Origin of the sequence: Streptomyces sp. NPDC018610, from assembly GCF_044391765.1 — a bacterium.
GTDB lineage: Bacteria > Actinomycetota > Actinomycetes > Streptomycetales > Streptomycetaceae > Streptomyces.
Genome location: NZ_JBISAL010000003.1, coordinates 102,786 through 122,462, shown reverse-complemented (window position 1 = coordinate 122,462; position 19,677 = coordinate 102,786). Strand labels below are relative to the sequence as shown.

The window sequence follows — 19,677 nt, the reverse complement described above, 5'->3', positions numbered from 1 at the left end:
CTGCCTGACTGGGCGTTGTGCTTCCGTCCGGCGTCCGTCCGGCTTCGGCTGCCGCCATCGCGTGCCGATGCCCGACGTCCGCCTGGCCGGTGACGGTCCTGTTTTTTGTACCGTCCCGTCAGATCATGCCGGACTGTCGTTCTGCTCGCCTGCCCCGCCCGGCACTTCGGCAAGCCGTCGTGCCCGTTCGGCCTCCTTCTCCTCGGCGATCCGGCGGTGTTCGGCGGCCTTGTGTTCGAGGATGTCCGCCATCCGAAGGTGGTAGGCCGGGTCGTCCTGCTCGTACACGTCCGGGATGCCGTCGAGGTCCTCGTCCCGCTCCTCGGCCTCGTACAGCCTGCGGTAGCGGGCGTTCCGTATCTTGAGCAGGACCGTGGCGAGCGCCGCCGCGATGAGGGATCCGGTGAGGACGGCGGCCTTGACCTCGTCCGTGAGCGTCGGGTCGCCGTCGAAGGCCAGCTCGTCGATGAGCAGGGAGACGGTGAAGCCGATCCCGGCGAGCGTGGCCAGGGCGAAGACGTCGGCCCAGGCCAGGTCGTCGCTGAGCGAGGCCCTGGTGAACCGCGCGGTGAGCCAGGTCCCGCCGAAGATGCCGACCGTCTTGCCGACGACGAGACCGAGCACGACCCCCAGCGTCTCGGGCCTGGTGAACACATCCGCCAGCGCCCCGCCGGAGAGGGACACGCCCGCGCTGAACAGCGCGAACAGCGGCACGGCCAGCCCCGCCGACACAGGACGCACGAGGTGCTCGATGCGCTCGCCCGAAGAGCGCTCCTCGCCCTCCCGGGGAGTGCAGCGCAGCATCAGGCCCATCGCGACGCCCGCGATGGTGGCGTGCACGCCGCTGTTGTACATCAGCCCCCAGATCACCAGGCCGAGCGGCACGAACACGTACCAGCCGCGCACGCCCTTGCGCAGCAGCAGCCAGAAGACGAGCAGGCCGGCGAGGGCCCCGCCGAGGGCGGCGAAGTTCAGGTGGTCGGTGAAGAAGACCGCGATGATCAGGATGGCGAACAGGTCGTCCACGACGGCGAGGGTGAGCAGGAAGGCCCGCAGCGCGCCGGGCAGCGAGGTGCCGATGACGGCGAGGACGGCCAGGGCGAAGGCGATGTCCGTGGCGGTCGGTACGGCCCAGCCGTCGAGGGAGCCGCCCCCGACGAGGTTGGTGAGGGCGTAGACCGCGGCGGGCGCCGCCATGCCGCACAGCGCCGCGATCACCGGTAGCGCGGCGGCTCGGGGATCTTTGAGGTCGCCCGCGACCAGTTCGCGTTTGAGTTCGATCCCGGCCACGAAGAAGAAGATCGCGAGCAGTCCATCGGCCGCCCAGTGCTCGACGGACAGGTCGAGGCCGAGGGCGGCGGGGCCGAAGCGGAAGTGGCTGATGCTCTCGTAGCCGGCGTGCAGGGCCGGGATGTTCGCCCAGACGAGTGCCGCGAGTGCGGCGACAAGCAGCAGGACGCCGCCGACGGTCTCGGTGCGCAGCGCGTCCGCGACGAAGTTCCGCTCGGGCAGGGACAGGCGTCCGAACGCTTTGCGGGTGGCGGTGGAGCGGGGGCGTGGCGCAGTCACGGGAACCTCCGGGCGGGGGCAGGACGGATCACATGCCGACCAGACTTCCCGGCGCACCTGAAGGATCTCTTTACGTTGTCGTTGCTTCGTCCAGCTTACTCACCGCGCGCCGGGGGTGGGGGCAGGTGGGGGAAGGGGCACCCGACGCCTGTGTCGCCGGGTGCCCCTCCCGGGCCGCCTCCAGTCCCGGAGGACCTGGAATCAGTCCTCGCCGGGCGCCGCCGGGAGCTTGGACTGGATGAGGTCCATGACCGTGGAGTCCGTCAGCGTCGTGACGTCTCCGAGCTGGCGGTTCTCGGCCACGTCGCGCAGCAGACGGCGCATGATCTTGCCGGAGCGGGTCTTCGGCAGCTCCGCCACCGGCAGGATCCGCTTCGGCTTGGCGATCGGGCCGAGCGTGCTGCCCACGTGGTTGCGCAGCTCCGTGACCAGGTCGTCGGTCTCCGTCACCGCGCCGCGCAGGATCACGAAGGCGACGATCGCCTGCCCGGTCGTCTCGTCCGCGGCGCCGACCACGGCGGCCTCGGCGACCGAGGGGTGGGAGACGAGCGCGGACTCGACCTCGGTGGTCGAGATGTTGTGGCCGGAGACCAGCATGACGTCGTCGACGCGGCCGAGCAGCCAGATGTCGCCGTCGTCGTCCTTCTTGGCCCCGTCACCCGCGAAGTAGCGGCCCTCGAAGCGCGACCAGTAGGTGTCGAGGAACCGCTGGTCGTCGCCCCAGATGGTGCGCAGCATCGACGGCCACGGCTCGGTGAGCACCAGGTAGCCACCGCCGCCGTCGGGCACCTCGTTCGCCTCGTCGTCGACGACGGTCGCGCTGATGCCGGGCAGCGGGCGCTGCGCCGAGCCGGGCTTGGCGTCCGTCACGCCCGGCAGCGGGGAGATCATCATGCCGCCGGTCTCCGTCTGCCACCAGGTGTCGACGACCGGGGTCCGGTCCGCGCCGATGTTCTTGCGGTACCAGATCCACGCCTCCGGGTTGATCGGCTCGCCCACCGAGCCGAGCACGCGCAGGGAGGACAGGTCGAACTTCGCGGGGATGTCGTCGCCCCACTTCATGAACGTGCGGATCGCGGTCGGCGCCGTGTACAGGATCGTCACCCCGTACTTCTGCACGATCTCCCAGAAGCGGCCCTGGTGCGGGGTGTCGGGCGTGCCCTCGTACATGACCTGCGTCCCGCCGTTGGCCAGCGGCCCGTACACGATGTACGAGTGACCGGTGACCCAGCCGACGTCGGCGGTGCACCAGTACACGTCCGTCTCCGGCTTGAGGTCGAAGACCGCCCAGTGCGTGTACGCGACCTGCGTCAGGTAACCGCCGGAGGTGTGCAGGATGCCCTTGGGCTTACCGGTGGTGCCGGAGGTGTAGAGGATGAACAGCGGGTGCTCCGCGTCGAACGCCTCCGGGGCGTGCTCCGCCGACTGGCGCCCGACCGTCTCGTGCCACCACAGGTCGCGGCTGTCGTCCCAGTCGACCTCCTGGCCGGTGCGGCGGACCACGAGCACGTTGCGGACGCTCTCCACGCGGCCGACCGCCTCGTCGACGGCAGGCTTGAGCGCGGACGGCTTGCCGCGCCGGTAGCCGCCGTCGGCCGTGATGACGACCTTGGCGTCGGCGTCCTGGATGCGCGTGGCCAGCGCGTCCGCGGAGAAACCGCCGAAGACCACGGAGTGCGCGGCGCCGATCCGGGCGCAGGCCAGCATCGCGACCGCGGTCTCCGGGATCATCGGCATGTAGATGGCGACCCGGTCGCCCTTCCGCACGCCCAGTTCGAGCAGGGCGTTGGCGGCCCTGGACACCTCGTCCTTGAGTTCGGCGTAGGTGATGGCGCGGCTGTCGCCGGGCTCGCCCTCGAAGTGGATCGCGACGCGGTCGCCGTGGCCGGCCTCGACATGCCGGTCCACGCAGTTGTACGCGACGTTGAGTGTGCCGTCCTTGAACCACTTGGCGAACGGCGGGTTCGACCAGTCGAGGGTCTCGGTCGGCTCCTTGGCCCAGGTCAGCCTGCGGGCCTGCTCGGCCCAGAAGCCGAGCCTGTCAGCCTTGGCCTGCTCGTACGCCTCCGCCGTGACGTTGGCGTTCGCGGCCAGGTCAGCGGGCGGCGCGAAGCGTCGCTCCTCCTTCAAGAGGTTGGCCAGGCTTTCGTTGCTCACGACATCTCCCTTTCCCAGGGTGTCCGTTGTGTCCCAGGCCACAGCTCATCAGACGTGGGGGTCCGATGACAAGGGTCGACGGGAAATTGGTTTAGACCTGTTGTGCAGTATTCGCACAGCTCCGGTGGTGTGCGGTGGTGCTGTGCGGGGGTTTCGGCGGTCAGGTGGGCCGACGGTCGGGGGTCAAGCGGGCGGCCGGGTAAGGGGGTGGGGCGGATGGTCAGGTGGAAGTGTGCAGGGTGTGTGGGGGTGGGTCGGCTGTGCGGGTTGGGCCGGGCGCCGGCGCGTGGCGGGGCCGGGGGAAGTGGGGCGGGGCGGGGCGGTCGACGGTTCCCACGGATGGCGGGGCACCGTGGTTCAGCATGGCCCCCGCGGGGTGGAGCGGGCCATGCCCGCGGGGCGCGTGTCGCCCGGCAGGCCGGGCGCGACCGGTGCGCGGATGTGCGGCTGGGCCGGCCGGGCGTCGGTCAGGCGGGGCTCGTCAGGCCCTCCGTCGCATCCACTCGGGTGAAGACTCCCTCCCTCTCTTCCGTCGTCGAGAGCAAGTACGTCTGCGCCTCGGCCACGTGGAAGTACAGGCCGTGCAGCTCCAGCCTGCCTTCACGCAGCGCGCAGGCCACCGCATCATGGGCGCGCAGGTTCTCCAACTGCTGGACGACATTGGCGAGGCACAACCGCTCGACCGCGTCGGCGGGCCGCCGTCCGGCCAGCACGGGCTCGAGACCGCCGGGGTCGGCCGTCCGATCGAGGCTGGGCCGCCCATACCGCAGCCACCGCCCGAGCGGCGTACGGTGATCTTGGGAGCCGGAGCCGGAGCCGGAGCCGGAACCGGAACCGAGTAGCGCCTGCATCGCACCGCAGCCGGAGTGGCCGCACACCGTGATGGAGCGCACCCCGAGCACATCGACCGCGTACTCGATCCCGGCGGCCACCGAGTCGTCGCCGCCTTCGTCCGGCGGTGGCACCAGATTGCCCACGTTCCGCACGACGAAGAGGTCACCGGGGCCACTGGCTGTGATCATCGAGGTGACCACCCGGGAGTCGGCGCAGGCGAGGAAGAGCTGGGACGGCCGCTGGCCCTCCCGCGCCAACCGGGCCAGTTCGCCCCGCACGTGCGGTGCGGTGTCGCGCTGGAAGGCGCCGACGCCACGCGCGAGTTGCTCTCTGCTCGGGCCCCACTCGTCCTGTGACCCGGAGCCACGGCCGGTCGTGAAGCGGGCGCGGGATCCATGGTCGCGCCAGGGAGTCCAGGGCCGGCAGTGGTTCGCGGGGCCGGGGCATCCCGCGCCGGTGGGAGCGTTCGGCGCGGTGGCGGTGGCGGTGGCGGTGGTGGTGGTCGAGACGGTCAAGGTGGTCGGGGGGACCGGGGCTCCGGTGCGGAGTCCGGCGCGATGGCCGGTGAACGTGACGGTGCCGCCCTGCGCGGTGTGCGTGCGCTGCCAGTCCTGGAGCGACTCGTATGCCGCATGGTCCATGAACGAGCCGCCCAACTCGACGACCGCGTGCGTCCCTTGCGGCACATGGTGCAGAGTGCGGCTGAGCCGTGGAACCGCGAGGAATGTCAGCTGCCCCCGTACGAGCACGTAATGGGCTCCTTCCCGCTCCTCGTGCGTGACACGGGTGTGGGCGAGGCGGTGCAGAGCGAGGGCGACGGCCACAGCCACCCCGAGAACCACGCCTTCCAGGACCCCGAAGGCCACCACGCCGAGGGTGGTGACGGCGTACACCAGCACCTCTCGGTGCCGGGTCACCGTGCGGATGTGGTGCAGGGAGACCATCTGGACGCCTACGGCCATCACCAGGGCGGCGAGCGAGGGGAGCGGGATCAGCTCCAGGAGCGGGACCATCAGCAGCGCGGCGACCACGACGAGAGCGCCGTGCAGCATCGTGGCGTTCCGGCTCACGGCGCCCGCGCGGACGTTCGCCGAACTCCGCACCGCCACTCCCGCGACCGGCAGCCCGCCGAGGGCTCCGGAGACGATGTTCGCGGCGCCCTGGCCGAGCAGTTCCCGGTCCAGGTCCGAGCGGCCGGGGCCGGTCGCCGGTCCGGAGCGGGCGGCCGTCAGCTTGTCCACGGCGACCGCGCCGAGCAGTGACTGCACGCTGCACACCAGGGTGGTGCTGAGCACCGCGGCGACCAGGCCGAGCACCGGTCCCTCGGGCAGTCCGGCCAGGGCGTGACTGCGCCAGGACGGCAGGTCGACCCTCGTCAGCGCCAGCCCGGTGAGGGAGGCGACCGCGGTGGCTCCGACCACGGCGGCGAGCGGGGCCGGCACTCTGCGCAGGAGCCGTCCGGCCCGGCCGGGAAGCCGGGGCCAGAGCAGCAGCAGGGCGAGGGTGAGCGCGCTCGCGGCGAGGGCGGCGGGGTCCAGAGCGGCCAACTGGGCAGGCAGCGCCCTGAGATTGTCGAGTACGGAGCTCTGGGGGCTACCGCCGAGGACGATGTGCAGCTGGGCGACGGCGATGGTCACGCCGATGCCGGCGAGCATGCCGTGCACGACCGCGGGACTGACCGCGAGCGCGCCGCGGGCCACGCGCAGACAGCCGAGGCCGAGCTGGGCGAGGCCGGCGAGGACGGTGATCGCGCACGTCGTGCGCCAGCCGTAGCGGGCGATCAGGTCGGCGGTGACCACCGTGAGACCGGCGGCGGGGCCGCTGACCTGCAGTGGCGAGCCGCCGAGCCGTCCGGCGACGAGCCCGCCCACGGCGGCGGCCACCAGACCGGCCTGGAGCGGGGCGCCGGTGGCCAGGGCGATGCCGAGGGACAGCGGCAGGGCGATCAGGAAGACCGCGAGGGCGGCCGAGACGTCGGCGCCGGCGGGGCGGATGCCGCGCCACCACGGGGGCGGGCTGTGCGGCGGATGGGAGCGCTGCGTACGGGCGGAATCGGTGGCGTGATCGGGCGCGCAGGCCGACATGGGTCCGGTCTCCCCTCGGGAGCGAGCGATTCAACGATTGGCAAAATAAAAGTAATGCCACGTAAAGTCCCTGCATAGATTTTCGAGGCAAATGAGGTCGCAAGTCACCTCAATGAGTGAAGTGGGCTTTTTATCGGCTTGTCGTACTAATTCCTTCTCGGCCCCGTGCGACCTTGACGGCGCTGCCGGCGCGGCACCGGTCGTCCGGCACAGCACCAGCACACGCCGTCTCGGCGTTGGACGAGAGAAGGAAGAAGGTGGGCGGAACATGGCCGCCACCCAGAGGATCGCCGCGGGCGTCGTCGCCGCCGCGGCCTGCGCCTCGTCGCTCGCCGGTTGCGCGAGCGGCGCCCACGCTCCCCAGAACGGCGCGCCCGGCCCGCAGAAGGCCCCCGCGCGGCAGCCCGGTAGCGTCGTCCGCCTGATCGGGGACGGGTCCACCGCGTACACCGGAGCCCAGCCGTACCTACCCAGGCCGGAGCGGCTCAAGGCGGGCGAGAAGCCCCCGCAGTTCGTCGTTTTCTCCTGGGACGGCGCCGGCGAGGACAGCCAGAAGCTGTTCTCGCACTTCCGCAAGGTGGCCACGGAGAACAACGCGAAGATGACGTTCTTCCTCAGCGGCGTGTACATGCTGCCGAAGGAGAAGCGTGATCTGTACCGGCCTCCACAGCACGCGCAGGGCAGTTCGGAGATCGGCTTCAACGACGAGCAGGGCATCGCCGACACCGCCAAGCAGGTGCGCCTGGCGTGGCTCGAGGGCAACGAGATCGGCACCCACTTCAACGGCCACTTCTGCGGCCCCGACGGCGGCGTCGGGCAGTGGTCGGTCGACGAGTGGAAGAGCGAGATCAACCAGGCCAAGCAGTTCGTGAAGACCTGGAAGACCAACAGCGGCCTCAAAGCCTCCGCACCGCTGCCCTTCGACTACGACAAGGAACTCATCGGCGCCCGCACCCCCTGCCTGGAGGGGCAGAAGAACTTCATGAAGGCGGCCGGCCAGATGGGCTTCCGCTACGACAGCAGCGGCGTCGACAACCAGGTGTGGCCCAAGAAGAAGGACGGGTTGTGGGACCTGTCCATGCAGCTGGTGCCCTTCCCGGGGCACACCTTCGAGCAGCTGACCATGGACTACAACTTCATGGTCAACCAGTCGGGCACGCTGACCCAGGGCGACCCCGACAAGTTCGACTACTGGGGCGACCAGATGCACGACGGCCTGCTCAAGGGCTTCTACCGGGCCTACGACGGCAACCGCGCCCCGCTGGTCATCGGCAACCACTTCGAGTCCTGGAACGGCGGCACGTACATGCGCGCCGTCGAAGACGTCGTGAAGGAGGTGTGCAACAAGCCCGACGTGCGCTGCGTCTCCTTCCACCAGCTGGCCGACTGGCTGGACGCCCAGGACCCGCAGACCCTCGCCAAGCTGCGCGGCCTGGAGGTCGGCGAGGCCCCCAAGCAGGGGTGGGCGTCCTTCCTCTCGGGCCCGGCCCCGGCGCCCAAGGGGGTCCCCGGGGCGCCCAAGCCGTAGGCGACGTCAGGCGGGGGCGGTGACGCCCTCACGCAGGACGAATCCGGGGTCGATCTGCGCCGCCAGATCGGCCCCCGTCCGCTCGTTGCCCCAGGAGGCGGCGTTCTTCAGGTGGAAGTGCGCCATCTGGCGGGTGTACCGCTCCCAGTCGCGCAGCTCGTACGTGGCGTCGGCGGCGACCTGGAGCAGGCGCAGGGCGCGGCGGTCGGCGTCCCCCAGGAACTCGAAGCGGGGCGGCCGGCCCTTCTCCATGGCGCGCACCCAGTCCGAGTGCCCGACGGTGGTGAGCAGGTCCTCCCCGATCTCGGCGCGCAGGAAGTCGAGGTCGTCCTGGCCCTGGACCTTGTTGCCGACGACCCTGAGCACGACACCGAAGTCGCGGGCGTACTCCTTGTACTGGCGGTAGACGGAGACCCCCTTGCGGGTCGGCTCGGCCACGAGGAACGTGATGTCGAAGCGGGTGAACATGCCGGAGGCGAAGGAGTCCGAACCGGCCGTCATGTCCACCACGACGTACTCGTCGCGGCCGTCCACCAGGTGGTTCAGGAACAGCTCCACCGCTCCCGTCTTGGAGTGGTAGCAGGCGACGCCCAGGTCGGCGTCCGTGAAGGGGCCGGTGACCATCAAACGCACGGTGCCGGAGTCGAGTTCCACCTCGTGGGCGCAGGCGTCGTACACCGGGTTGTCCTCGGTCACGCGCAGCAGCCGCGAACCCTCGCCGGGCGGAGTGGTCTTGATCATCGTCTCCGCCGAGACGATGCGCGGATTGTCGCCGCGCAGGTAGTCCTTGATCAGCGGGAGCCGGTCGCCCATGGCGGGCAGTGCCGCCGCCCGGGACTCGTCGAGCCCCAGCGCGGCGCCCAGGTGCTGGTTGATGTCCGCGTCGACGGCGACGACCGGCGCACCGGCGGCCGCGAGATGCCGGATGAACAGGGAGGACAGAGTGGTCTTGCCGCTGCCGCCCTTCCCGACGAAAGCAATTTTCATGTTCACCAAGCGTAGTGGGGTGATAGCTGTGAGTGGCAGCCCGCGTGAAGAAGACCACTCCTTCGAGGCAGGGACCGTCCGGGTGCGTAGGGTCGGACTCATGAGTACGACAGGTGCGGCCGTCGACCCGCTCGCGGCCCTGGGCTCCCTGCCCGGTGTGGCCGAGTCCGTGGAGTCCGTGCGCAAGGCCGTGGACCGGGTCTACGGGCACCGGATCATGCGGCGCCGGAGCAACGCGATCACGTCCGAGGCGGCCCTGCGCGGCGCGCGCGGCTCCGCGGCGCTGTCCGGGGCGGACTGGGCCCTGGAGGAAGTGCGCCGGCGGACCGACTTCAGCGGGGACGACGAGGCGCGCGTGCTGGGCGCCGCCCTGCGGCTGACGGCCGAGGCCGGCCAGCTGCTGTCCATCTGGCGGCAGTCCCCGCTCAGGGTCCTGGCCCGGCTGCACCTGGTGGCCGCCGCGGGACGGGAGGACGCCGTCGGGCGGCCGCGCCAGGAGGGCGAGGCGGTCGACGAGCCGCTGGTCGAGCTGCGGCTGCCGGGCGCGGCGGAGGTCTCCGGGCGGCTGGAAGGGCTCTCGGAGCTGATCACCGCCGGAAGTTCGGCGCCAGCCCTGGTGACGGCGGCCGTCGTGCACGGCGAGCTGCTCGCGCTGCGTCCCTTCGTCTCCCACAACGGCCTGGTTGCCCGGGCGGCCGAGCGCATCGTCCTGGTCGGCAGCGGCCTGGACCCGAAGTCGGTCTGCCCGGCCGAGGTCGGCCATGCAGAGCTGGGCCGCGCGGCCTATCTGGCGGCCCTCGACGGTTATGTCTCCGGTACTCCCGAAGGCATGGCGGCCTGGATCACCCACTGCGCCAAGGCGGTCGGGCTGGGCGCACGTGAGTCGACGGCGGTCTGCGAGGCGCTGCAGCGCGGAGCCGCGTAAGCCCGGCGAGGACGCATTTGGACAGGGTTGCGGCGGCACGAGTACTCGTACCGCCGCCGACATGACCGCCGGGTTACCAAGCGTCCTCGAAATGTCGCCCATCAGGCCGGGATCTTTGCCCGTCACCTGGTGCGGCTGGCCCGTAATCGACGGGTCGACGTCGCGTGGGTGCCCGGCGTTCATGCTTCGGTCCGTGGGCCAAATGCGTTTTGAAGGTGATCCTTTCGGATGCCCTTCGGTCTCGCGGGCCGTTGAGTCCTTTGTACTGCAAGCGAGGGACAAGCGGAACCCCCGGCTGCACTTCTTTACTTTTAGGTTCAAACGCGAACTAAACGGGCGTGTGGATCCCGTGCGGAATTCCGTACCCGTGCCCGGGAAGCCGAGGAGGCCGGCTCAGGCGACCGCGCCCCTGCGCCGGCTCGCGTACCAGACGAGTCCCGCGGTCGCCGCCGCCGCTCCCACGGCGGCCGCCGCGACGAGGGCCGGACGGGGCGGCACGGAGAACCCGGGCAGGCGCTGCTTGAGCCGCACGGGGCGGTGGAAGTCGAGAATCGGCCACCCGCGGGCGACGGCCTCCTTGCGCAGCGCGCGGTCCGGGTTCACGGCGTGCGGGTTCCCCACCGACTCCAGCATCGGCACGTCGGTGACGGAGTCGCTGTAGGCGTAGCACCGGTCGAGGTCGTACCCCTCGGACTCGGCCAGCTCGCGGACCGCCTCCGCCTTCGTCGGGCCGTAGGCGTAGTACTCCACCTCGCCGGTGAAGCAGCCGTCCTCGCCCACCACCATCCGGGTGGCCACCACCCGGTCGGCGCCGAGCAGTTCACCGATGGGCTCCACCACCTCCGCGCCCGACGTGGACACGATGACGACATCGCGTCCGGCGCGGTGGTGCTCCTCGACGAGGGACGCCGCCTCGTCGTAGATGATCGGATCGATCAGGTCGTGCAGCGTCTCGGCGACGATCTCCTTGACCTGTCGGACGTTCCAGCCGCGGCACAGCGCGGACAGGTACTCGCGCATGCGCTCCATCTGGTCGTGGTCGGCGCCGCCGGCGAGGAAGACGAACTGGGCGTATGCGGTGCGCAAGACGGCCCTGCGGTTGATCAGTCCGCCCTGGTAGAAGGACTTGCTGAAGGTGAGCGTGCTCGACTTCGCAATGACCGTCTTGTCCAGATCAAAGAAGGCCGCTGTGCGGGGCAAGGAGTGGTTTTCCACAACTCCGAGCATAGGGGCAGCCCATTCGGCGTAAGGTGGGCGCGTGGGTTTGCCTGAGAGGGCTCTCGGGTACACCATGGAAGTCACGGATCGTTCGCGACCGTGCTAACCCGGTCCGACTCCTCCCCCCCCGAGTCGGCCGTGGAGACGACCCCCGCTCTCCCCCCCGGCGGGGGTCGTCGCATGTCCGGGTGGGTTTTCGCTCTTCCTCTGCGGCCCTGTGCCGCCGTCGCCGCGTCGTACGGCCCTCGCTGCCACCTCCGTGTTTCGTGACCGTGAGTAGTTGTAGCGCTGCTCTGCGGAAGTCGCACCCGAGTCGGTGGGTGAGTCACCGGGATGGGTGACGGCCATTTTCACATCCACCGAGTTGTCCACAGATTCGGATCAAGATCCACATGATTTCCCGGATCACTGCACCGTGATTCCTGCGCACCCACCTGCGGCCGGAGTTCATGGCCGGTTCCGTTTGTCGGGTGCGTATGGCCGGTTCCTATCGGCCGCCATATGAAGGCCGTTCGCCGGTTCTTCACATGTTCAGGATTCGCGCGGCCGCGGGGGTTGCGCGTCGCACGCAGTGAAGGGGGACCCACCCATGGCCGGAACCGTCACACACGATCCACCGTCCGGCACCGCGGGACGGCAGGGAAGGCCACTGATCGTCACCGAGGACGCCATCCTCCTCGACGATCTGCTGCGCCTGTGCGCGGCAGCGGGCGCCACACCCGAGGTCCATCACACGGCGCCCGAGCGCGGGGACGGCTGGGAGGCCGCTCCGCTGGTGCTGGTCGGCGACGACGCCGCCCGGCGCCTGCGCGGAGCCGCGCGCAGACGAGGAGTGGTACTGGTCGGCCGCGATCAGGACGACCCCGGCGTCTGGCGTCGCGCCGTCGAGATCGGCGCCGACCACGTACTGGTGCTGCCCGACGGCGAGCAGTGGCTGGTCGACCGGATCGCCGACGTCGCCGAGGGCGTCGGCCGGCCCGCGCTCACCGTCGGCGTCATCGGCGGCCGCGGCGGGGCCGGGGCGTCCACGCTGGCCTGCGCCCTGGCCGTCACCTCCGCGCGGGACGGGACGCGCACCCTTCTGGTGGACGCCGACCCGCTGGGCGGCGGTCTCGACGTACTGCTCGGCGGGGAGGCGGCCGAGGGGCTGCGCTGGCCGGCGTTCGCCGGCTCCCGCGGACGGGTCGGCGGGGGCGCCCTGGAGGAGTCGCTGCCCGAACTGCACTCGCTGCGAGTGCTCAGCTGGGACCGCGGCGACTGCGTCACCGTGCCCCCGCAGGCGGTCCGCGCGGTGCTGGCCGCCGCCCGCAGGCGCGGCGGTGCCGTCGTGGTCGACCTGCCCCGCCGTGTCGACGAAGGAGTCGCCGAGATCCTGGCCCAGCTCGACGTCGGACTGCTCGTCGTCCCCGCCGAACTGCGCGCCGTGGCAGCCGCCTCCCGGGTGGCCTCCGCCGTCGGCATGGTCCTGCGGGACCTGCGCGTGGCGGTCAGGGGCCCGTACGCGCCCGGGCTGGACGACCGGGAGGTGGCGCGGCTGCTCGGCCTGCCCCTGATGGGCGAGGTGCCGGTGGAGTCAGGACTGCGGCGTTCCGCCGAGGGCCGGACACCGCCCGGTGCGACCGGACGCGGCCCGCTGGCCCGCTTCTGCACCGCCTTCTGGGAGCGGGCACTGTCCGAGGCGGGTGCCGCGTGAGGGCGGCGGCCGGGCGTCAGTGGCACACCGATGACCGAGGCGACCCGGCAGGCGCGCGAGGCGCGGCCGAGCCGGTCGGCGTCGAGGAGCAGGCTTCCGGTCCCGGGATGTCCGCGCAGCTGCTGGACGGCGTACGGCAGTGGCTCGCACAGAGCGGAGCCGAGCCGACGCCCGCGCGCGTGGCGCAGGCACTGCGGGAACAGGGCCGGGTGCTCGGAGACGCGGAAGTGCTCGGCACGGCCGAGCGGCTGCGGTCGGAGCTGATCGGCAGCGGCCCGCTGGAGCCGCTCCTGGCGGACCCCTCGGTGACCGACGTCCTCGTGTCGGGCCCGGACCAGGTCTGGGTGGACCGCGGGGGCGGGCTGGAGCGGGCCGCCGTCGCCTTCCCCGACGCGGCGGCCGTACGGCGCCTCGCGCAGCGGCTGGCCGCCGTGGCCGGACGCAGGCTGGACGACGCCCGGCCATGGGTCGACGCCCGGCTGCCCGACGGCACCCGGCTGCACGCGGTGCTGCCCCCGGTCGCCGTCGGATGCGCCTGCCTGTCCCTGCGGGTGGTGCGGCCACGCGCCTTCACGCTCGGCGAACTCGTGGCGGCGGGCACCGTGCCGCCGGGCGGCGACCGCGTACTGCGGGCGCTCGTCGAGGCGAGGCTGTCCTTCCTCGTCAGTGGCGGGACCGGCACCGGGAAGACCACGCTGCTCAGCGCTCTGCTGGGACTGGTGGGGCCGGGGGAGCGGATCGTGCTCGCGGAGGACTCGGCGGAACTGCGGCCCGACCACCCGCATGTCGTCCGCCTGGAGACCAGACCCGCCAACCAGGAGGGCGCGGGCCTGGTCACCCTCGAGGACCTGGTGCGCCAGGCACTGCGCATGCGACCGGACCGGCTGGTGGTGGGTGAGGTGCGCGGCGGCGAGGTGGTCCATCTGCTGGCCGCGCTGAACACCGGTCACGAAGGCGGGTGCGGCACGGTGCACGCCAACGCGGCGGCGGACGTCCCCGCCCGGCTGGAGGCGCTGGGTACCGCCGCCGGACTGGACCGGCACGCACTGCACAGCCAACTGGCCGCCGCGCTGTCCGTCGTGGTGCATCTCGTGCGGGACCGGTCCGGGCGGCGGCGGATCGCCGAGGTGCGCGTGCTGGAGCGGGACGCCTCGGGGCTGGTCCACACCGTTCCGGCGCTGCGCTGGGGCGAGGAGGCGTTCGTGGCGGAGCGGGGCTGGGAGCGGCTGTGGGAGCTGCTCCGGGCGGAGAACCGGGAGGGAAACGGTGGGCGCAGTGGGTGAGTTGTCCTCGGGGCCGCTGTTCGGCGGACCGCTGTTCATGGGTCCGGCCGCGTTGTGTGCCGGGACGGCCGTGTGGCTGTTGGGAGGAGGGGAGTCCGAAGCGCGGCGGGCGCGCTCGCTGCTCGCCGGCGGTGAAGCGGTGGGATCGGGGCCACCGCGCTGGCGCCGGGCGCGAGGTGAACTGGCGCGGCTGAGCAGCCGGTTGTCGGCGGAGTGGTGGTCGCCGGCCGCCGGGCTCCTGCTGGCGGTACTGGGCGCGTCCGTGCTTCCGGTGGCCGCCGGGGCGGCCGGGGTACCGGTGCTGCGCCGGGTCCGCCTCGCCCGGACCGCGCGCCGGGCACGGGAGCGGCGGGCCGACGCGGTGATCGCCCTGTGCGGAGCGCTCGCCGGAGAGGTGCGGGCCGGACGGCAGCCGGGCGAGGCCCTGCTGTGCGCCGCGCGGGACTCCGGAGGCTTCGGCGACGCCCGGGCGGCGGTGCTGGCGGCGGCGCGGTTCGGCGGGGATGTGCCCGGCGCGCTCACCACGGCGGCCCGGCGACCGGGTGCGGAGGGGTTGCGTGGGCTCGCCGCCTGCTGGCGGGTGGCCGTGGACCAGGGCGCGGGTCTGGCGGACGGGCTCGACCGGCTGGAAGCGGCGCTGCGTGCGGACCGGGACCAACGTGCCGACATGCGGGCACAGATGGCGGGCGCTCGGGCCACCGCCGTGATGCTCGCCGGCCTGCCGGCCCTCGGCCTGCTGCTCGGCACCGCCATGGGCGCCGATCCCCTGCGCGTGCTGCTGCACACCGGAGCGGGGCTGGGGTGCCTCGTCGTCGGCGGATTGCTGGAGGGAGCGGGGCTGTGGTGGGCGTCTGCGATCGTGCGGCGGGCGGAGGCGGCATGAGCGCGGACCTTGTCCACAGGCTGGGGACGGTCGCATCGGTCGCCGCTTTCCTCTGGGCGTCGGCGCGCTGGCCGATGGTGGTGCGCCGGGAGCGCAGGGCCCGGCGGCGGACGGCCGGGCTGCTGGAACCGGACGCGGCTCCGCGGACGGAGCACGGCGGCCCTCGTCTCCTCGTCCCGGAGACGCTGCGGCGGTGGCTGCCGGTGGCGGGGGTCGTGGGCGCCGGATGGGTACTGGTCGGCGGACTCGCCGGAGCCATCGTCGGACTGGGCTGCGCCGCGGGGTTGTGGCGGTGGCGGCAACGGGCCGGAAGCAGGCCCGAACCCGAGTTCGACGTGGCCGAGGCGGCCCGGCAACTCCCCTTGGCCGCCGACCTGCTGGCCGCCTGCATCGCGGCCGGAGCCGGTCCCGTGGTCGCCGCCCAGGCGGTGGGGGAGGCGCTGGGCGGAGCCGTCGGGCAGACGCTGGCGCGGGGCGCGGCGGAAGTGCGCCTCGGGGGCGCGCCGGCCGACGCCTGGCACCGGCTCGCTTCGATACCGGGTGCGGCGGCCCTTGCACGGCTGCTGGAGCGGGCCGACGAGAGCGGACTGCCCGCCGCCGGGCCGGTCGCACGCCTCGCGGCCGACGTTCGCGCCGACCGGGCGCGGGCGGCGACGGCCCGGGCCCGTAGGGCGGCCGTCCTGGTCACCGGGCCCGTGGGGCTCTGCTTCCTGCCCGCTTTCGTCGCGGTCGGCGTGCTGCCCGTGGTGATCGGCCTGGCGGGAGGGGCGTTGAGAGGGGGTGGTGGCTGAAGCGGCGGCGGACACGAACGACTGGGACGACGGCGACGGTGCCCGGAGCGCACCGCACAGGACGCGACCGCGCCGCGGAAGGCGCGGCGCGATGCGAACAACGGATCGAGACCTCACGGGGGTTCACATGTACGAGAAGGTGCGGGCACGGCTGCGTGCCCTGGCGGCCCGGATGCGCCGGGACGCGGGAATGGTCACGTCGGAGTACGCGATGGGCATCATCGCTGCGGTGGCGTTCGCCGTGCTGCTGTACGAGGTGGTGACGAGCGGGCAGGTCAAGACGGAACTGCAGAACATCGTGAAGCGGGCGCTCAGTGCCCGGATGTGAGCGCCGGCGCGGACCAGGGAGCGACCACGGGTTCGTGACGGCGGAAGCGGCCACGGTCCTGCCCGTGCTGGTCCTGGTGGTGACGGCGCTGGTGTGGGGGCTGTTGGTCGTGGTCGCCCAGATCCAGTGCGTGGACGCCGCTCGGGTGGGCGCGCGGGCGGCGGCGCGGCAGGACCCGAACAGCGCGGTCGTCGCGGTCGCCCGGGAGGCCGCGCCGCACGGGGCGAGGGTCACGGTGGCCAGGGGAGGAGGACACGTTCACGTGGTCGTCGTCGCCGACCCGCCGGGGATGGGCGCGCTGCCCTTCGAACTGAGGGAGGAGGCCGTGGCGGACGCCGAGGAGACGGTGGGCGAGCCGCCCCCGAGGGGAGTGGGCCGATGAGAGGCCGCTTCGCCGGCCGGGACCGCGGTTCCGCCACGGTCTGGAGCGTCGGCGTGATCGCCCTGCTCTGCGTGGTGTTCGGCGCCGGTCTCGCACTGGGACAGGCGGTGGTCACCCGGCACCGCGCGGCCGGCGCCGCCGACCTCGCGGCGCTGGCGGCGGCGGACCACTGGGCCGAGGGCGCCGCGGCCGCCTGCGCCAGGGCGGACCGGCTGGCACGTGCGCAGCACACCCGTCTCGTCCGGTGCGCGATCGTGGGCGACACCTCCGACGTGACGGCGGTGTCGGAGCGGGGGCCGTTCACGGCGCGGGCCCGGGCAAGAGCGGGGCCGCCGGGACCGGCGGACTCGCCTGGTCCACCGGGGTCACCGAGTCCACCGGAATCACCGGAGCCGCCGGGCCGGTCTCGGTCATCGGATCTGCCGGAACCACCGGGCTGACCGGTGCGGTGCATCCGGCCGACGCCCCCGCGCGACGGCGCACCGTCCGCGCATCCACCCGAGTGGGCTAAGGCGTCTCCGGTTTTTCCTCCGGTGCCTCCTTCAGCAGCACGGTCAGCAGGCGGACGGCGCCTCTCTTGTGGAGCGGGTCGTTGCCGTTGCCGCACTTGGGGGACTGGATGCAGGACGGGCAGCCGGCGTCGCACTCGCAGGAGGCGATGGCCTCGCGGGTGGCGGTGAGCCAGGAACGGGCGGTGTGGAAGGCGCGTTCCGCGAAGCCAGCGCCGCCGGGGTGGCCGTCGTAGACGAAGACCGTGGGCAGGAGCGTGTCCGGGTGCAACGGGATGGACACGCCGCCGATGTCCCAGCGGTCGCAGGTCGCGAACAGGGGCAGCATGCCGATCGACGCGTGCTCGGCGGCGTGCAGGGCGCCGCCGAGGATCTCCGGGGTGATCCGGGCCTGGTCGAGCTGGTCCTCGGTGACCGTCCACCACACCGCGCGGGTGCGCAGCGTACGAGGAGGGAGGTCGAGTTTCGTCTCACCGAGCACTTCACCGGTGATGACCCGCCTGCGAAGGAAGGAGACCACCTGGTTGGTGACCTCGACCGAGCCGTAGCAGAGCCGGCCGTCGCCCCAGGGGACGGTGACGTCCGTCTCCAGGACGGAGATCGACGTCGTGTCGCGGGCGACCGTCGTGTACGGCGGGTTCGCCTGTTCGACCAGGGCGACCGAGTCGTCCAGGTCGAGGGAGCGCACCAGGTACGTACGGCCCTGGTGCAGGTGGACCGCGCCCTCGTGCACGGCGGTGTGCGAGGCGGCCTCGTCGACCGTGCCGAGCAGCCGTCCGGTGCCGGCCTCGACGATCTGGACGGGCCGTCCGCCCTCGCCCCGGATATCGGTGAGGTCAGCCGCCCGCTCCCGGCGCGTCCAGTGCCAGGCCCTGGTCCGGCGGCGCAGCAGCTTCGCGGCCTCCAGCTGGGGCAGCAGGTCCGCGCACGCGGGACCGAACAGTTCCACGTCCTCCTCGGTGAGCGGCAGCTCGGCGGCGGCCGCGCACAGGTGCGGGGCGAGGACGTAGGGGTTGTCGGGGTCGAGGACCGTGGATTCGACCGGCCGGTCGAACAGCGCCTCCGGGTGGTGGACGAGGAAGGTGTCCAGCGGGTCGTCGCGGGCGACCAGTACCGCTAGGGCGCCCTGTCCGGAGCGGCCCGCCCGGCCCGCCTGCTGCCACACGGACGCGCGGGTGCCCGGGTACCCGGCGATCAGCACGGCGTCCAGGCCGGAGACGTCGACGCCGAGTTCCAGGGCGGTCGTGGCGGCGAGGCCCAGCAGTTCGCCGGAGTGCAGGGCACGTTCCAGGGCGCGGCGCTCCTCGGGAAGGTAGCCGCCCCGGTACGCGGCGACACGCCGGGACAGCGACCGGTCGATCTCCGCCAGCCGCTCCTGGGCGATCACCGAGATCAGCTCCGCGCCGCGCCGCGAGCGTACGAAGGCGACCGAGCGCACGCCCTGCAGGGTGAGGTCGGTCAGCAGGTCGGCCGTCTCGGCGGTGGCGGTGCGGCGCACGGGGGCGCCCTTCTCGCCGTGCAGTTCGGTGAGCGGGGGCTCCCAGAGGGCGAACACCAGTTCACCGCGGGGCGAGGCGTCGTCGGCCACCTCCACCACGGGCAGCCCGGTGAGGCGGCGGGCGGCCACCGAGGGCTCGGCCGCGGTCGCCGAGGCCAGCAGGAAGACGGGGGAGGACCCGTAGCGGGCGCACAGCCGGCGCAGGCGGCGCAGGACCTGGGCGACGTGGGAGCCGAACACGCCCCGGTAGGTGTGGCACTCGTCGATGACGACGTACTTCAGGGCCCGCAGGAAGGAGGACCAACGCGGGTGCGAGGGCAGGACCCCGCGGTGCAGCATGTCCGGGTTGGTCAGGACGTGGTTGGCGTACTGGCGGATCCATTCGCGTTCCTCGACCGGCGTGTCGCCGTCGTACACGGCGGGGCGCACGGCATTGCCCAGGGGGCGTGCGAGTTCCCGAACCGCCCGGCACTGATCGGCCGCCAGGGCCTTGGTGGGGGCCAGGTAGAGGGCGGTGGCGCCGCGGCCGTTGGCGGCCTCGGAGCCGTCCAGGAGCGTGGACAGCACCGGCACCAGGTACGCCAGGGACTTGCCGGACGCCGTGCCCGTGGCGACGACCACCGAGTCGCCGTCGAGGGCGTGCTCGGCGGCGAGCGCCTGATGGGCCCACGGGTGTTCGATCCCGCACGCCTGGACGGCCGCGATGACCTCCGGGCGAATCCGGTCGGGCCAGACGGCATGCCGACCCGCCCGCGGGGGCAAGTGCTCGGTATGAGTGATGCGCGCAGCCCTGCTCGGCCCCGAGGCGAGCCGGTCCAGAACCGCGCCCGGCGTCGGGCGGGTCGCGGAGTCCGTCGGGGATCCTTCGGTTCGGTGATTCTTGGCCATTGGCACCGAGTGTGTCACCGGCGTGACGGACAATGGAGCCAAGGCGTCGTGCACGCCTGCCGGTAAGTGATTGAATGCCATCGCGGCTGGCGAACCGTCCCGGGGGGCTTCAAGCCGAGG

Annotated in this window: 15 protein-coding genes; 9 read left to right on the top strand and 6 right to left on the bottom strand. The window is 72.5% G+C overall.

Annotation, left to right across the window (positions count from 1 at the left end; genetic code table 11):
- Window positions 1-123 precede the first annotated feature (123 nt).
- The 3 genes from nhaA to ACH5A8_RS10045 all read right to left on the bottom strand — a co-directional run bounded on the left by nhaA (window position 124) and on the right by ACH5A8_RS10045 (window position 6,644).
- On the bottom strand, window positions 124-1,569 hold the full coding sequence (nhaA, locus tag ACH5A8_RS10055) for a Na+/H+ antiporter NhaA (protein WP_399000009.1): 1,446 nt from the start codon (window positions 1,567-1,569) through the stop codon (window positions 124-126).
- Window positions 1,570-1,770: 201 nt separating this feature from the next.
- Window positions 1,771-3,726: an acetate--CoA ligase gene (acs, locus tag ACH5A8_RS10050; protein WP_399000007.1), complete on the bottom strand. Its 1,956-nt coding sequence runs from the start codon at window positions 3,724-3,726 to the stop codon at window positions 1,771-1,773.
- A gap of 467 nt (window positions 3,727-4,193) precedes the next feature.
- On the bottom strand, window positions 4,194-6,644 hold the full coding sequence (locus tag ACH5A8_RS10045; protein ID WP_399000004.1) for a bifunctional SulP family inorganic anion transporter/carbonic anhydrase: 2,451 nt from the start codon (window positions 6,642-6,644) through the stop codon (window positions 4,194-4,196).
- Between the two features lie 268 nt (window positions 6,645-6,912).
- Here ACH5A8_RS10045 and ACH5A8_RS10040 point away from each other — a divergent pair, with 268 nt between their 5' ends.
- The gene (locus ACH5A8_RS10040; protein WP_399000002.1) at window positions 6,913-8,172 is read left to right on the top strand and encodes a hypothetical protein; all 1,260 of its coding nucleotides are present in this window, start codon (window positions 6,913-6,915) and stop codon (window positions 8,170-8,172) included.
- A 6-nt stretch (window positions 8,173-8,178) separates the two neighbouring features.
- Here the strand turns inward: ACH5A8_RS10040 and ACH5A8_RS10035 are convergent, their stop codons facing one another.
- Entirely contained in the window at window positions 8,179-9,159 is a 981-nt protein-coding gene (locus tag ACH5A8_RS10035) for an ATP-binding protein (RefSeq protein ID WP_399000000.1), read from the bottom strand.
- Between the two features lie 100 nt (window positions 9,160-9,259).
- Here ACH5A8_RS10035 and ACH5A8_RS10030 point away from each other — a divergent pair, with 100 nt between their 5' ends.
- Window positions 9,260-10,084: an oxidoreductase gene (locus ACH5A8_RS10030; RefSeq protein ID WP_398999998.1), complete on the top strand. Its 825-nt coding sequence runs from the start codon at window positions 9,260-9,262 to the stop codon at window positions 10,082-10,084.
- A 393-nt stretch (window positions 10,085-10,477) separates the two neighbouring features.
- Here the strand turns inward: ACH5A8_RS10030 and ACH5A8_RS10025 are convergent, their stop codons facing one another.
- Entirely contained in the window at window positions 10,478-11,311 is an 834-nt protein-coding gene (locus tag ACH5A8_RS10025; RefSeq protein ID WP_398999997.1) for an HAD family hydrolase, read from the bottom strand.
- Window positions 11,312-11,891: 580 nt separating this feature from the next.
- Here ACH5A8_RS10025 and ssd point away from each other — a divergent pair.
- The 7 genes from ssd (at window position 11,892) to ACH5A8_RS09990 (ending at window position 17,102) form a co-directional block, all read left to right on the top strand.
- On the top strand, window positions 11,892-12,995 hold the full coding sequence (gene ssd / locus ACH5A8_RS10020) for a septum site-determining protein Ssd (protein WP_398999995.1): 1,104 nt from the start codon (window positions 11,892-11,894) through the stop codon (window positions 12,993-12,995).
- Window positions 12,996-13,102: 107 nt separating this feature from the next.
- A complete protein-coding gene (locus ACH5A8_RS10015) occupies window positions 13,103-14,278 on the top strand; it encodes a TadA family conjugal transfer-associated ATPase (protein ID WP_398999993.1) in 1,176 nt (391 codons plus the stop codon).
- A 37-nt stretch (window positions 14,279-14,315) separates the two neighbouring features.
- Complete coding sequence (locus ACH5A8_RS10010) at window positions 14,316-15,161, top strand: type II secretion system F family protein (RefSeq protein WP_399000647.1); 846 nt, start codon at window positions 14,316-14,318, stop codon at window positions 15,159-15,161.
- Window positions 15,158-15,952, top strand: a complete 795-nt coding sequence (locus ACH5A8_RS10005) for a type II secretion system F family protein (RefSeq protein WP_398999991.1) — start codon at window positions 15,158-15,160, stop codon at window positions 15,950-15,952. The genes ACH5A8_RS10010 and ACH5A8_RS10005 overlap by 4 nt, the downstream gene beginning before the upstream one ends.
- Before the next feature lie 127 nt (window positions 15,953-16,079).
- Window positions 16,080-16,280: a DUF4244 domain-containing protein gene (locus ACH5A8_RS10000; RefSeq protein ID WP_398999989.1), complete on the top strand. Its 201-nt coding sequence runs from the start codon at window positions 16,080-16,082 to the stop codon at window positions 16,278-16,280.
- A complete protein-coding gene (locus tag ACH5A8_RS09995) occupies window positions 16,267-16,662 on the top strand; it encodes a TadE family type IV pilus minor pilin (protein ID WP_398999987.1) in 396 nt (131 codons plus the stop codon). Before ACH5A8_RS10000 ends, ACH5A8_RS09995 begins: the two co-directional genes overlap by 14 nt.
- A complete protein-coding gene (locus tag ACH5A8_RS09990; RefSeq protein ID WP_398999984.1) occupies window positions 16,659-17,102 on the top strand; it encodes an Rv3654c family TadE-like protein in 444 nt (147 codons plus the stop codon). Before ACH5A8_RS09995 ends, ACH5A8_RS09990 begins: the two co-directional genes overlap by 4 nt.
- A gap of 67 nt (window positions 17,103-17,169) precedes the next feature.
- Here the strand turns inward: ACH5A8_RS09990 and ACH5A8_RS09985 are convergent, their stop codons facing one another.
- A complete protein-coding gene (locus ACH5A8_RS09985; RefSeq protein ID WP_398999982.1) occupies window positions 17,170-19,638 on the bottom strand; it encodes a DEAD/DEAH box helicase in 2,469 nt (822 codons plus the stop codon).
- Between the last annotated feature and the right edge of the window lie 39 nt (window positions 19,639-19,677).

Excerpts from the sequence above, each read along its gene's own strand:
- ACH5A8_RS10005 (WP_398999991.1), top strand. The coding sequence starts at position 15,158 with ATGAGCGCGGACCTTGTCCACAGGCTGGGGACGGTCGCATCGGTCGCC.
- ACH5A8_RS10025 (WP_398999997.1), bottom strand. The coding sequence starts at position 11,311 with ATGCTCGGAGTTGTGGAAAACCACTCCTTGCCCCGCACAGCGGCCTTC.
- ssd (WP_398999995.1), top strand. The coding sequence starts at position 11,892 with ATGGCCGGAACCGTCACACACGATCCACCGTCCGGCACCGCGGGACGG.
- ACH5A8_RS10035 (WP_399000000.1), bottom strand. The coding sequence starts at position 9,159 with ATGAAAATTGCTTTCGTCGGGAAGGGCGGCAGCGGCAAGACCACTCTG.
- ACH5A8_RS10045 (WP_399000004.1), bottom strand. The coding sequence starts at position 6,644 with ATGTCGGCCTGCGCGCCCGATCACGCCACCGATTCCGCCCGTACGCAG.
- ACH5A8_RS10030 (WP_398999998.1), top strand. The coding sequence starts at position 9,260 with ATGAGTACGACAGGTGCGGCCGTCGACCCGCTCGCGGCCCTGGGCTCC.
- ACH5A8_RS09990 (WP_398999984.1), top strand. The coding sequence starts at position 16,659 with ATGAGAGGCCGCTTCGCCGGCCGGGACCGCGGTTCCGCCACGGTCTGG.
- ACH5A8_RS10040 (WP_399000002.1), top strand. The coding sequence starts at position 6,913 with ATGGCCGCCACCCAGAGGATCGCCGCGGGCGTCGTCGCCGCCGCGGCC.
- ACH5A8_RS10015 (WP_398999993.1), top strand. The coding sequence starts at position 13,103 with ATGTCCGCGCAGCTGCTGGACGGCGTACGGCAGTGGCTCGCACAGAGC.
- ACH5A8_RS10010 (WP_399000647.1), top strand. The coding sequence starts at position 14,316 with ATGGGTCCGGCCGCGTTGTGTGCCGGGACGGCCGTGTGGCTGTTGGGA.
- ACH5A8_RS10000 (WP_398999989.1), top strand. The coding sequence starts at position 16,080 with ATGTACGAGAAGGTGCGGGCACGGCTGCGTGCCCTGGCGGCCCGGATG.
- ACH5A8_RS09985 (WP_398999982.1), bottom strand. The coding sequence starts at position 19,638 with ATGGCATTCAATCACTTACCGGCAGGCGTGCACGACGCCTTGGCTCCA.